Genomic DNA, 13,718 nt, shown 5'->3' on the forward strand with positions numbered 1-13,718 from the left:
GCTATTCAACCGGCAACCTGTTTCTCTCAGTAATACATTTCCCGTTTGCGGTACATGCGCCCGAACAACCAGTCGAGGGAAACGACGCCCGGACCCTTAAGGGTCGGAACCAGCAACAGGAAGATCCAAAGCAGGCGGTCGTCGGCAATCTTTGAATATGGATCACCATCGAACATTGCACCGATCGTGGCTGCGTCGACGCCATGTCCATTAATGTCAACGTAGGTCATGACGATGATGAAGACGATCATGCCAAGGCTGGCGGCTCTTGTGAAAAGACCGACAACGACCAGCGCAGGCAGAATGAATTCCGCCCATGTGCCCAGGAGAACAATCAGTCCATAAGGAAAGAAGGCGATGCCGCTGGAGTCGTAGCCCGCAGCCTCGAAAACAGTCGGTAGAATCTGGATATAAGCGCCGTCCGTCGGGACAAACAGGTTGGTGAGGCTCCAGTCATCGCCGCCAATCTTTGTCATAGCGGATTTCCAGAAAAACAGCAGAAGCACAGAGGCAAATGTCAGGCGTGCTGCCAGCCCGAGCAGCCAGCCGTTGGTGATCCGCTCAATGGCGCCGAAAACCGCCGTGTACAATCTTACGAAGAAACCGATCAGAGCGCCCATTAATTGCCCCTTCCCTTTCCGACAGAAGACCTTCGGCTGTTATCCTATCAAGCCGTAACAAGGTCCGAGAAAACACCATTTGCAAGACAGTCCGACAGAACGTCGGACAGCGAAAACTCAGGAACCCGGCCACTCGCCGCTGCAGCAGCATCACCCAGTGTCGCGCCATCCAGGAGCGCGTTGACAAAAACGCCTCCACCAGGGCGGAGCAGCAGCAGTTCAACTTCGAACTCGGGTCGTGTGATCAATACAGATTGTGGTTCCTGAAGATCAATCTCGATCTTTGCCGAAGGATCGAACCTGTTGATACGCACAAGATCCCAGACCGGCCAGCGGGACATGAGAACGGCACTTGCTGGATGCTTTTTGAACCGGACCTGTCCAACTTCGTCCGGACTGACGGCTCCAATCGCAGCAGGGTCCAGCGGCGACGCATCCGCTGCGTGATAAGCGCTCACCCAAGCCCATTCGAGCCGAGCCACATCGGACACGTAAGGGTAGGCCTGTAGCGGTGGAAAGGCCTCGATGAACTCCGCGAACTTGTCTCCGTACCACATCAGGACAGGCGTGCGGGGTGGGTGCTCGGAGACGAACGCCCGTGCCAACGCCCGGAAATAATCTTCGCCGAGCAGATTCAGGACTGCCGGGAATGTTTGGGCCAGTGCGTCACAAAGGCTAACGATCACATTGTTGCGGTAAACACTAAAACGTTTCGGCGCTGTGATACCATCCGGCCCGATCAGCCCCTCCGGTGTTTCTGAATCCGGGTTCCAGAGCGCTGCACCGAAGTCTGCGGTGCTTACCTTGGGTGGAAAATCGGCCACAGGCATCTCAGACGGCATGTTTCAGGTGCGGCTCGCGTGCCAGCTCAAGAATTCTGTCGGCCGACTGGGCTTCGGCAAGCAGAACCGGCCACACCGGCACATCGTTGTCCCATTCAACGAGTGTCGGCAGCGCTCCGTGTTGCAGCACAACGCTTTCATAGAGCTTCCAGACAGCGTCGTCGACTTCCCTGTCATGGGCGTCGATAAGCAATGGACGTCCTTCGTCATCCCGGTCCGGCGCATGCCCGCCAAGATGGATTTCGCCGACATCGGCGATCGGAAACTCCGCGAGATAGTCTTCTGGAGAGCGTTCATGGTTGGTGCATGAGACGAACACATTGTTGACGTCGAGCAGCAGACCGCATCCGGTCCGTTTCGTGATCTGCTTCAAAAACTCGATTTCGCTCATGGTGCTTTGCTGGAAGGCAACATACGTCGACGGGTTTTCCAGCAGCATTTTGCGGCCGACCACTTCCTGGACTTCATCGATGTGGTCACAAACGCGGTCAAGCGTTGCCTGGTCGTAAGGAACCGGCAAAAGGTCGTTGTAGTAGGTCGTATCGTGAGACGACCATGCTAGGTGTTCAGAGAAAAGGCCCGGCTCGTACCTTTGATTGAGAACGGCCAGCCGTTTCAGATGCTCAGCATCGAGCGGTTGTTCTCCGCCAATGGACAGTCCCACCCCATGAAGCGAAAGAGGATATCTTTCCCGGATCGCCTCAAGCTGGCGGTGCGGCATACCGCCGGCGCCCATGTAGTTTTCCGCGTGAACTTCGAAAAAACCGATATCAGCATCGGTATCCAGGATCTCGCGGATATGTTCCGCCTTCAATCCCACACCGGCGCGCGCCGGGATGACGGCATCAACTCGCTCAGATCGGGATGGCTGGACTGGCATGACAGTCTCCTGAAAGGGGAAACAAGTTCAGGCAGGCAGCGGTGGGTCTGCCTGCCCGAAGAGCGGCCGCTTATGCGGCCGGCAGAAATCCTGTATCAGGCTTCCGGCAGGTCGCGGTCGAGTTCGCTCAGGGAACCCTTACGATCGCCCGGCAGCTCCATGGAAACGCAGGTGCCTTTCGGGACAAGAGTCCAGGCGTTGCCCTGGTAGTCAACAGTGGACGTTCCGGCGCAAGTTGTTCCGGCGCCTGCTTTACAATCGTTCTGACCCTTCAGGGACACGCCGTAGCACTTTTCTTTTGCTTGTGCGTGTGCAGGGGCAGTTGCGGACAGTCCAGCAACCGCAGTTGCAACGGCACCGGCAACGATAGCTGCAGACATAGCCTTATGTTTCATTTCGAACTCCTCTGGTCGAACCAAGATCCAATCACGGCCAACGCTCTTCGGCTGCAGCGCAGGCGCAGAACGTAAATGAGCATATTGCCGATCAATAGGAAATCAAACGCCTGTGACCAATTTGAGAGCACTCAATGATGAGATTTTCACAATTGAAATTTTCTTGCGGAAAACCGGGCCTAAATGACCTTTCGAGACAATTGGAACTTTTTGAGCGAAACAATTATAATGCGGTCGCCGAGAAACACTCTTGCTCATGGCAGTGAAATCTGTCATGTTCCGCGCGCCTAGAATAGGACAGGTATGCTGTCCCAATTACACAGGCGTTGGCGGCACGTGTTTGCCATCGCTGATAAGAAAGCGACTAGGCTGACTGTCCGACGGATCCAGGGAGGGTTCGCGGCAACACGAGACCAGGTGTTTCGGCAGCGATGAATTCGCTGCGTCAATGCGACGGTTTGTTTTGACAGGCCGGCGCGGTAATACAACGACAGAGCCGGGGCATAAGGCCAGGGTTCGCCGAGCCGCATTCTTGAAGGAATGCGACCCGAACGGAACCGGACGCTTCAAGTCACGGGACCACTGGGGTTAACAGTGAGGGCGCACATGACGATGAAAGAGCTGACGACCAGCACAGCCATGCAAGCGGGCGACATGGAGGCGAACTCCACTGCCGCCGTCAAAACACTTGCCGAACGACTGGGCACGGCCGCCGACAAAGGGCTCTACAATCCGTCGCGCGAACACGATGCCTGTGGTGTCGGATTTATCGCCCACATGAAAGGCGAGAAGTCCCACAAGATCATTGCCGATGGCCTTCAGGTGCTGGAAAACCTGACGCACCGCGGCGCGGTCGGCGCAGATCCGCTGATGGGTGACGGAGCCGGCATGCTGGTTCAAATTCCGCACGCCTTTTTTGCCGATGAATTGCAAAAGGGTGGAACGTCGCTGCCTGAGTTCGGGCACTACGGCGTCGGCTTCCTGTTCATGCCGCAAGACGATGCGCTTCGCGCGACCTGCGAGGAAATCGTTGAGCGCGTGATCAAAGCCGAGGGCGAGGACCTGATCGGCTGGCGCGATGTGCCTGTCGACAATTCATCCCTGTCCAAGGCGCCCGACATTGCAGCAACGGAACCCGTCTCCCGTCAGGTCTTCATCAAGCGCACCGGCAGCGAAGACCAGGACGCGTTCGAGCGCCGTCTCTATGTTTTGCGTAAAGTGATCTCCAATACCGTGCGCGCCGAGACCGATGCGGTCAAAAAGGGCTTCTACATCGTCTCGCTGTCCAGCCGCACGATTGTCTACAAGGGCATGTTCCTGGCTTATCAGCTCGGCGCGTACTACGCCGACCTGAAGGACGAGCGTTTCACCTCTGCCCTGGCGCTCGTTCACCAGCGCTTTTCAACCAACACCTTCCCTTCCTGGGACTTGTCACATCCCTATCGGATGGTCGCACACAACGGCGAGATCAACACGCTGCGCGGCAACGTCAACTGGATGGCCGCGCGCCAGGCGTCCGTCTCATCGGCGCTGCTCGGCGACGACATTTCCAAGCTCTGGCCAATCTCCTACGAAGGACAGTCGGATACCGCCTGTTTCGACAATGCTCTAGAGTTTCTGGTCATGGGCGGCTACTCGCTTGCACACGCGGCGATGATGCTCATTCCGGAAGCCTGGGCGGGAAATCCGCTTATGGACGACAACCGTCGTGCCTTTTACGAATACCACGCTGCGCTGATGGAGCCCTGGGATGGTCCGGCCGCCGTTGCCTTCACCGATGGCCGTCAGATCGGCGCTACGCTGGACCGCAACGGCCTGCGCCCCGCTCGTTACATCGTCACGGACGACGACTACGTTATCATGTCCTCAGAGGTCGGCGTTCTGCCGGTAGAGGAAGAACGCATCGTTCAAAAGTGGCGACTGCAGCCAGGAAAGATGCTGCTGATCGATCTTGACGAAGGCCGGATCGTTTCCGACGACGAAATCAAACGCGAGCTTTCCACCGCCAATCCTTACAAGGACTGGCTGCACCGGTCCCAGATCGTTCTGGAGGACCTGCCGGGCGTGCGCCAGCGTGCGCCGGTTGCCGGAGAAAGCATGCTCGACCGCCAGCAGGCCTTCGGGTACACGCAGGAAGACATCAAGCTGCTGATGACCCCGATGGCAACGGTTGGCCAGGAAGCCATCGGTTCCATGGGAACCGATACGCCGATCTCAGCGCTCTCCGACAAGTCCAAGCTGCTTTACACCTATTTCAAGCAGAACTTCGCACAGGTGACCAACCCGCCGATCGATCCGATCCGCGAAGAGCTGGTGATGAGCCTCGTCTCGTTCATCGGTCCGCGGCCCAACATTTTTGATCTGAAGGGCCTGTCGTCTTCAAAGCGCCTGGAAGTCCGCCAGCCGATCCTCACCAACGAGGATCTTGAAAAAATCAGGGCGATTGGCGACATCGCGGACAATCAGTTCTCGGCGAAAACGCTCGACATCACTTACAATGCCGAAAAAGGCGCGAGCGGCATGGAAGCGGCTCTCGATGAGTTGTGCCAACGTGCCGAAAAGGCGGTGCGTGACGGGTACAACATCATCATCGTCTCTGACCGTCTGATCAGCCGCTCCCGTATCGCCATCCCGGCGCTGCTGGCAACTGCGGCGGTTCACCATCACCTGATCCGCAAGGGCCTGCGTACCTCGGTCGGCCTTGTCGTGGAGACAGGCGAAGCGCGCGAAGTGCATCACTTCTGCGTCCTGGCAGGTTTTGGCGCGGAAGCAATCAATCCCTACCTCGCCTTCGAAACGCTCCTGTCCATGCACATGGAAATGGACTTCCCGGAAGAGGTCGACCAGTACGAGGTCGTCGAACGCTACATCAAGTCGATCGACAAGGGCATCTTAAAGGTCATGTCCAAGATGGGCATCTCGACCTACCAGTCCTATTGCGGTGCTCAGATTTTCGACGCCGTCGGTCTCGGGTCGGAGTTCATTGAAAAATACTTCTTCGGCACCGCAACCATGATCGAAGGCATTGGTCTGTCGGAAGTCGCCGAAGAAACGGTATTGCGCCATTCTGAAGCTTTCGGAGACGTTGCCATCCTGCGCCGCTCCCTGGAAGTCGGCGGTGAATATGCATACCGGACGCGCGGTGAAAACCACATGTGGACGCCTGAATCCATCGCACAGCTGCAACACGCTGTGCGCGCCAAGCTGCCGGACATGTACCGGGCCTTCGCCGAAGAAGTGAACGGCAAGAGTGGCCGCTATGCCATCAGGGGCCTATTCCGCATCAAGGGAGCGGACGAGATCGGCCGTAACGCGATCGAACTCGACCAGGTGGAGCCAGCGGAAGCGATCGTCAAACGCTTCGTGACCGGAGCGATGTCGTTCGGATCGATCTCCCGCGAGGCCCATACGACGCTTGCCATCGCAATGAACCAGATTGGCGGCAAGTCGAACACGGGCGAAGGCGGCGAGGAACCGGAGCGTTTCAACCCGTTGCCGGACGGCTCGACAAACCCGCGCCGCTCTGCAATCAAGCAGGTCGCGTCCGGACGGTTCGGCGTTACGACGGAATATCTCGTCAACTCCGACATGATCCAGATTAAGGTCGCCCAGGGCGCCAAGCCCGGCGAAGGCGGCCAGTTGCCGGGTCACAAGGTGGATGCCGTGATCGCCAAGGTCCGGCACTCGACGCCGGGCGTTGGTCTGATTTCACCGCCTCCGCATCATGATATCTATTCCATCGAAGATCTGGCACAGCTCATCTACGACCTGAAAAACGTGAACCCGGAAGCCGACATATCGGTCAAACTGGTTTCCGAAGTCGGCGTCGGGACGGTTGCCGCAGGTGTTGCCAAGGCACGCGCGGACCACATCACGATTTCCGGTTATGATGGTGGAACAGGCGCTTCCCCGCTGACATCCATCAAGCACGCAGGCAGCCCCTGGGAAATCGGCTTGGCCGAAACCCAGCAGACGCTGGTACTGAACGGACTGCGCTCGCGCGTTGCGCTTCAGGTGGATGGCGGTTTGCGCACGGGCCGTGACGTGATTGTCGGTGCGCTGCTTGGCGCGGATGAGTTCGGCTTTTCGACGGCACCGCTGATCGCCGCAGGCTGCCTGATGATGCGCAAATGTCATCTCAACACCTGCCCCGTGGGCATTGCGACCCAGGATCCTGTCCTGCGCAAACGCTTCAAGGGCACGCCGGAACACGTGATCAACTACTTCTTCTACGTTGCCGAAGAAGTTCGCGAAATCATGGCCGGGCTGGGCATTGAGAAGCTTGACGACCTGATCGGTCGGTCCGATTTCCTCGACAAGAATGCAGCCATCGAGCACTGGAAAGCCAAAGGCCTCGACTTCTCACGGATCTTCTTCCAGCCGGAAGCGGAACCGGAAGAAACCCGCTGGACGCAAACCCAGGACCACCCGATCGTCGATATCCTTGACCGGAAACTGATAGAAGCGGCCCGCCCGGCTCTGGACAGCAAAGAACCGACGATCGTCAACGAGACCATTTCTTCTGTCGACCGTTCTGTTGGTGCCATGCTCTCCGGCGAGATCGCCAAGCGCTATGGCAACAAGGGCCTGAAGAAGCCGGACACCTTGCATATCAATCTCAAGGGCACCGCCGGACAGGCGTTCGGAGCATTCGTCGCACGCGGCGTGACCATCGATCTTGTCGGTGATGCCAACGACTATGTCGGCAAGGGTCTTGCCGGCGGCAAACTGATCGTCCGGCCACCGGAAAACACACGCATCACTGCCGAAAACTCCATCATCGTCGGCAACACGGTTCTTTATGGCGCGACGGAAGGCGAATGCTATTTCCGGGGTGTTGCCGGTGAGCGTTTCGCGGTTCGCAACTCCGGAGCTGTTGCCGTCGTCGAAGGCGTCGGCGATCATGGCTGCGAATACATGACGGGTGGCGTTGTCGTTGTCATCGGCCAGACCGGACGCAACTTTGCCGCGGGCATGTCCGGCGGCATCGCATACGTTCTCGATGAGGACGGAACATTCGGAACCCGCTGCAATCTCGCCATGGTTGATCTGGAGCCGGTCACGGAAGAAGACGACCTGTTGGAGAAACTCCACCACCACGGCGGTGACATCGAGCACAAGGGTCGCGTTGATCTGTCCTCGGACATGACACGCCATGACGACGAACGCCTGCGCCAGATGCTGACAAAGCATGCGGAGCTTACCGGTTCGACAAAGGCACGCGCGATCCTGGAGGACTGGACAAATTACCGGCCCAAGTTCGTCAAGGTCATGCCGGTCGAGTACCGGCGCGCGCTCCGCGAGATGGAAGAACAGCGCCTCGGAATGGTCGCCGCAGAATAACAAACCGACAATACAACAGGGCTCTCGGCCGTTACGGATGGCCGATTGCAGCCATCCTGGGAAAGACGCAAATTTGAGGAGGTCACCTTGGGCAAGGTAACCGGTTTTTTGGAAATCGATCGTCAGGAGCAGAAGTACCAGCCGGCTTCTGACCGGATCCGGCATTTCCGCGAATTCACGATCCCGCTGAACGATCAGGAAGTGGCCAATCAGGCGGCTCGTTGCATGGATTGCGGCATTCCGTTCTGTCACGGTCCCGACGGGTGCCCGGTCAACAACCAGATTCCGGACTGGAACGATCTGGTGTACCAGGGCGACTGGGACATCGCGCTGCGCAACCTTCACTCTACCAATAATTTCCCGGAATTCACCGGCCGGATCTGCCCGGCTCCGTGCGAGGAAGCGTGCACGCTCAATCTGGAAGACATCCCTGTCAACATCAAAACCGTTGAGCAGGCGCTTGCCGACAAGGGATGGGAGCAGGGCTGGATCGTTCCTGAACCGTCTTCAAGCAAGACAGGCAAAGCCGTTGCCATCATCGGGTCTGGTCCTGCCGGCATGGCTGCGGCCCAGCAGCTCGCGCGCGCCGGTCATACGGTCCATGTTTATGAACGTGAACCGAAGGCAGGTGGTCTGCTGCGCTACGGCATCCCTGACTTCAAGATGGAAAAACACTTTATTGACCGCCGCGTCGAGCAGATGGAAGCCGAAGGCGTCACCTTTCACTACGGTGTCGATGTCGGTGTGAACACCACGCTGGAGGAGCTCTCAGAGCGGCACGATGCCGTCATCCTGTGTGCGGGTGCTGAGCGTCCGCGTGATCCTGGCGTCTCCGGAATGGAGCTGGAAGGCTGCCATTGGGCAATGAAGTATCTCGTTCAGCAGAACCGCCGCGTCGGCGGCGAGCCCGAAGGCGATGAGCTTCCGATCTGGGCCGGTGGCAAGCACGTGGTCGTCATCGGCGGCGGCGACACTGCCTCTGACTGTGTCGGCACCGCGTTCCGTCAGGGTGCCCTGTCGGTCACCCAGCTGGACATCCGCCCGATCCCGCCGCTCAAGGAAGACAAGATGACGGTCTGGCCATATTGGCCGACGAAATTCCGCACATCGTCCTCGCAGGCCGAAGGTGCAGAGCGTGAGTTTTCCGCGGCAACACTTGCCCTTGTCGGCGAAGACGGCATCGTCACAGGTGTCAAATGCGCCCGCGTTGACGAAAAACGCAGACCGATCGAAGGCACGGAATTCATTCTGCGCGCCGATCTGGTTTTGGCGGCGATCGGGTTTTCCGGCCCGTTGCTGGACACCTACATTGCTGAAGCCGGAGATCAGCTCGAGCTGGACGGCCGAACCAATGTGAAGGCCAATACCGACGACTACAAAACCAGCATGAACAACGTCTTTGCGGCAGGCGACGTTCGCAAGGGTCAGTCGCTGGTTGTCTGGGCGATACGAGAGGGACGTCAGGCGGCACGGGCTGTCGATGAATTCCTGACCGGATCCTCGGACCTGCCGCGTTGAAAATACCTTAGACGGTGCAATGGGCCCCTGATGCGGATCTTGATCCGTGTCAGGGGCCTGATCGTTCTGTGCAGTCTACGATCCGCTAGGCGAAATGCCCTCAAGCGCCGAAGTGCCTTCAACGGCGATGCGTGGATCATCGACGCGGCCCGGCATTGGTGGAAGCGGCTCTCCCTTCACGAAGAAGCGGTAGGCCGTGCTGTTGCTGTCTGTTTCGTCTTCATCATCCTCGCCACCCAGCAGCAGCGCTTCGGGTGAGGTGGTCCGGCCAGTCAACACGATGAAGTTCGGATCATCTTCGATCCCTTCAAAGGCAAGCCCGCCATATCCTCCAAGAAGCCTCAAAAGCTCGCGATCCACAAAGAAGGCAACCTTCTGATAGCCCGGCCAGGTAAAGCCAATACGGTCCTTTGTGCGCAATCGCGCGTTCTTGCCGTCTACATCGGGACCAAAAGACGAATAGCTGCCATCCTCGGCAAGAAAGATGTCCCAGATATCGACATAGCGCACACGCCGGTCTTCCGTGAGCGACTGGAAGATTGAATTCAGTTGCGTGAAGTCCGCGTTGACGCTTTCCGTGTTGGTCGGCGGCAGTCCGGCCCAGACAATCGGCTTCTTCTCCTGTCGAACGACCCGTACCAGGCCTTCGACCTTGCTGCGATAGGCGTCGAGCCATTCCTGGGTCATGAATTCGACAGGCGTTTCGCCCGGAAACTCTTTCCCCAGGTCCCGGCGACCGATCATGACGACAACTGCCTTGACGTCCTCACCGCGGATTTTCGCGAGCGTCTTTGCGACCCAATCCGGGGAGGTTTCTCCCGCAAAACCCGACTTGTCTTCGGTAACCCGCTCCACCCGGATCTGCGGTTTTTCCGAAAGGATGAAGTCAAGTCCGTCCGCAACTCCGCGCGCCATCCGGTCCCCGACAACGAGGATCACGCCCGCATTGGCATCCTTTTCAACGGTTTTGTATTTGGGTGGCACCCCGGCTGCGCGCGCCGGTGCGCGCCGCTTTTTGAGCTGTTGCGGTGGTTGCTGACTGCGTCGCCTTTCCTTGTTGTTAAAGAGTTTTTGCAAAGGCGAAAACGGATTGAAACCACGCAGAAGGCCGCTTTGGGCGACGACAATCTCTTTGTCGCTGGCTGCCTGAGCCATGGCTGGCGGCAGGGTCTCTTCGGTCAGACAGAACGACACCGCAAGGGCTGCCACTACTGCCAGCCTTGCCACCGCCTTCCCTTTTCCCGTTTCAGCCTTGACCCGCAAAGTCAGCTCCCATTCGGACTAAATCAGGCAGAGATTATACAAACCATCCGGAATGGGAAGACTTCAAATTGCTTCCCTTTCAGCACAGCCTGGCGTCATCCGCGCAATTTGAGATGGGCAAGCAGCACCACCGACGGATACCCGTCCGGCACTAGCCCGCGCGAACTCTGGTAAGCACGTATCCCGCGACGCGTTGCCGGGCCGATCTTGCCGTCTGCTGCACCAACTGAAAATCCCAGCCGGTTCAGATAGTTCTGCAGCTCCACTCTCTCGGAGCGGCTGAGCGGAAGATGATCTCGTGACCAGTCACCCGCCAGCGGACCTCCACCAATCAATCGATCCGACAGGTGCCCGACCGCAAGCGCATAGGCGGTGGCATTATTGTAGCGTTTAATCACATAGAAGTTCCGCAGCATCAGAAACGCGGGACCGTTCGCACCGGCAGGCAGTACCAGGATTGCCTTGTCGGACGGCCTTGGAAAGCCTTTGCCGTTGGAACGCTGGATACCGTATTTCGACCACTGACCGAGCGTGAGCGTCTTGTCGCCATCTGCCAGATGGTAGTCAAATCCGGTGGGCAGCCTGACTTCATAGCCCCACGTCTTTCCGGTCTGCCAGCCATGCTTTTTCAGGTAATTTGCCGTTGAGGCGAGCGCATCCGGGATTGACGTCCAGATATCGCGGCGTCCGTCGCCGTTATAGTCCGCCGCGTAGGCTTTCCAGCTGGAGGGCATGAATTGCGTGTGGCCCATTGCACCGGCCCACGACCCCTCCATATCCTCAAAGCGAACGTGTCCGGCCTGAACGATGGCAAGCGCGGTGACCAGTTCCTTGTTCCAGAACTTCTTGCGGCGCGGTGCGGCATAGGCAAGCGTTGCCAGTGCCTGGATCACATTGTGCCGGCCCATGTAGCCGCCGTAGTTTGTCTCCATGCCCCAGATAGCCAGGACCGCCTCGCGATCGACGCCATATTTAGCCTCAATCTGCCGCAGCACCACGGAATATTCCTGAAGGAGCTCGCGTCCCTTCTCGACACGCGTCTCGGAGACCGCGCTGTCGAGATAGTCCCAGATCGGCTTGACGAACTCTGACTGCTTGCTCATCAGGCGCAGCGTGTCGTCGTCAGGCGTCATGCCCTTGAAAACTGAATTGTAGGTCTGAGAGGTGATACCGGCCGCTTGGGCTTTCGGCCAGAAGTCTCGCACGAACCGGTCAAATCCAGGATCGGCCTGCACGGGTGTCAGCGTTGCCGACAAACCCAGCGCCAATACCAGGCCACCGGTCAGCCGCCGAAACCTCGACTTTACACTTTCATTTCGAGGCAACCAGGCCATCGCGTTCGCAGTTCGCCGCACAAAGCTCCGCATTCGGGCCTCCTTACGCCCATGTTCGTGTTCGCTTCTGCCCCGCCCCAATGAATGATCTTCCAGTGGTTACTGTATCGTTAATGCCGGAATCGAACACCTGCTTCAATCGCGTTTTCCGTGTAATCGCTGCCATCTTCGGAACTGTCGAACCGGCGATGCGTATAATCCGCAATCAAAGCCACATTGTTCGTCAGCGCAAAGGTCAGACCGCCAAACCCGGTCAGAGTGCTCTCTTCGATCGAAACCCCTTCATACGTACGATAGCTGTAGCCAACGCCCGTCTCTGCAACCAGCCTGTCGCTGAACGCATGGGCGAGCCGTAAATCTCCCGAATAAATGATCGACCCGCTCGCCGTGTCAATATCGGTTGCCTCAAAGCTTGTTCCAAGGCCGGCTGTGACTGTCGTCAGGCGTGTGGGTGACCACACCAGCGATCCATCCACGACAAGGCCCGACAAACTGTCCAGGCGATCGTCTTCAATGTCCTCGATGCGCCAGCCAACGCCAATGTTTCCGGACACTTTTGGGCCTGAAGCGACGCTCAACCCGCCCCGAAGCTGGTAACCGTTTGCATCCCGCTTTTCACAGATACTGTCGCTGCATGTTTCGTCGAACCGGCGCAAAAGCAGCGATCCTTCAACAAATGGTGTGAACACACTGCCTGTTTCGAGATCAAACCTCAGGTTTGCGGAATAGAGCGTGTTGTCGCGGCCGCTTTCAATGTCGTCATCTGACGTATAGACGCTTCTGTCCAGGCCAAGGGATGCTGTTGCAGCGACAAGCCCAACCGCACGTGTTGCGCCCAGATCCGCCGCAAATGTCTGGACGTGATCGGCTCCGGAAGCGGTCGATTCCGCACTCCCGTCTTCTTCGCGGGAATAGGAATAGGAGGCACCGCTGTCGATCTGCGTCGCATCACTGATATCAAGCCGCAGATTTGCCGCCGCCGTGACATTGCCGTCGTTGTCATCCGAGTTTTCCGGATATCCGGTATAAGAGCCGCGCAAGGACGCATCGAACTGATGCCGTGACCAGTTCGACACCAAGGACAAGTCCGGAGAGATACGGTAGAGTCCGCCTGCAGTTCCATTGGCCGACTGGGATGTATTGTCGGACCAACCGGTGGCCAGTGTTACTTGAGGCGTGAATGTGAAGGAACCAAGGCGGATGCCACTTGGCGCATCAAACGTCGTGTCTCCGCCAAAGACACCATCATCGATAAAGTCGTCTGACAGCGGAACCGCCCGGTCGACTGCCGCGATACGGTCCGAAAACGGTCGGATAGGTACGACGCGTCCGTTGGTTCCAAGACCGGTTGAACCCGTTTCCGCTTCCGCGCTGTTCAGCGTTCGCCGCAAGGCGTACACATTCGATTGTGTCGGATTGACATCTTCGCTTTCAACCGCTTCATCGGCCGTGCCCGCTGAAGCAAACCGGTCTCCCGACGCGTCGGACCCTCTCAGGTCGGACAGCGCAGTCTGTGCATGCAA

The 13,718-nt window shown here is 58.1% G+C and carries 9 protein-coding genes; 2 read left to right on the forward strand and 7 right to left on the reverse strand.

The window, feature by feature from the left end; genetic code table 11:
• Nucleotides 1-26 precede the first annotated feature (26 nt).
• From ABVF61_RS10925 to ABVF61_RS10940, 4 genes are all read right to left on the reverse strand, one after another.
• A complete protein-coding gene (locus ABVF61_RS10925; RefSeq protein WP_353993536.1) occupies nt 27-620 on the reverse strand; it encodes a DoxX family protein in 594 nt (197 codons plus the stop codon).
• A 47-nt stretch (nt 621-667) separates the two neighbouring features.
• A complete protein-coding gene (locus ABVF61_RS10930; RefSeq protein WP_353993537.1) occupies nt 668-1,444 on the reverse strand; it encodes an HvfC/BufC N-terminal domain-containing protein in 777 nt (258 codons plus the stop codon).
• 7 nt (nt 1,445-1,451) lie between these two features.
• Entirely contained in the window at nt 1,452-2,342 is an 891-nt protein-coding gene (gene bufB, locus ABVF61_RS10935; RefSeq protein WP_353993538.1) for an MNIO family bufferin maturase, read from the reverse strand.
• 95 nt (nt 2,343-2,437) lie between these two features.
• Nucleotides 2,438-2,737: a BufA1 family periplasmic bufferin-type metallophore gene (locus tag ABVF61_RS10940; protein ID WP_353993539.1), complete on the reverse strand. Its 300-nt coding sequence runs from the start codon at nt 2,735-2,737 to the stop codon at nt 2,438-2,440.
• Nucleotides 2,738-3,343: 606 nt separating this feature from the next.
• Here ABVF61_RS10940 and gltB point away from each other — a divergent pair.
• Together gltB and ABVF61_RS10950 are read left to right on the forward strand one after the other, a co-directional pair.
• On the forward strand, nt 3,344-8,080 hold the full coding sequence (gene gltB / locus ABVF61_RS10945) for a glutamate synthase large subunit (protein WP_353993540.1): 4,737 nt from the start codon (nt 3,344-3,346) through the stop codon (nt 8,078-8,080).
• Between the two features lie 87 nt (nt 8,081-8,167).
• Complete coding sequence (locus ABVF61_RS10950) at nt 8,168-9,598, forward strand: glutamate synthase subunit beta (RefSeq protein WP_353993541.1); 1,431 nt, start codon at nt 8,168-8,170, stop codon at nt 9,596-9,598.
• 75 nt (nt 9,599-9,673) lie between these two features.
• On the opposite strand, the gene ABVF61_RS10955 is transcribed toward ABVF61_RS10950, so the two are convergent.
• The 3 genes from ABVF61_RS10955 to ABVF61_RS10965 all read right to left on the reverse strand — a co-directional run bounded on the left by ABVF61_RS10955 (nt 9,674) and on the right by ABVF61_RS10965 (nt 13,718).
• The gene (locus ABVF61_RS10955; protein ID WP_353993542.1) at nt 9,674-10,861 is read right to left on the reverse strand and encodes an SGNH/GDSL hydrolase family protein; all 1,188 of its coding nucleotides are present in this window, start codon (nt 10,859-10,861) and stop codon (nt 9,674-9,676) included.
• Between the two features lie 95 nt (nt 10,862-10,956).
• A complete protein-coding gene (locus ABVF61_RS10960) occupies nt 10,957-12,228 on the reverse strand; it encodes a lytic murein transglycosylase (protein ID WP_353993543.1) in 1,272 nt (423 codons plus the stop codon).
• A 77-nt stretch (nt 12,229-12,305) separates the two neighbouring features.
• Entirely contained in the window at nt 12,306-13,718 is a 1,413-nt protein-coding gene (locus ABVF61_RS10965) for an outer membrane beta-barrel protein (protein ID WP_353993544.1), read from the reverse strand.

Origin of the sequence: Roseibium sp. HPY-6, assembly GCF_040530035.1 — a bacterium.
Classification (GTDB): domain Bacteria; phylum Pseudomonadota; class Alphaproteobacteria; order Rhizobiales; family Stappiaceae; genus Roseibium.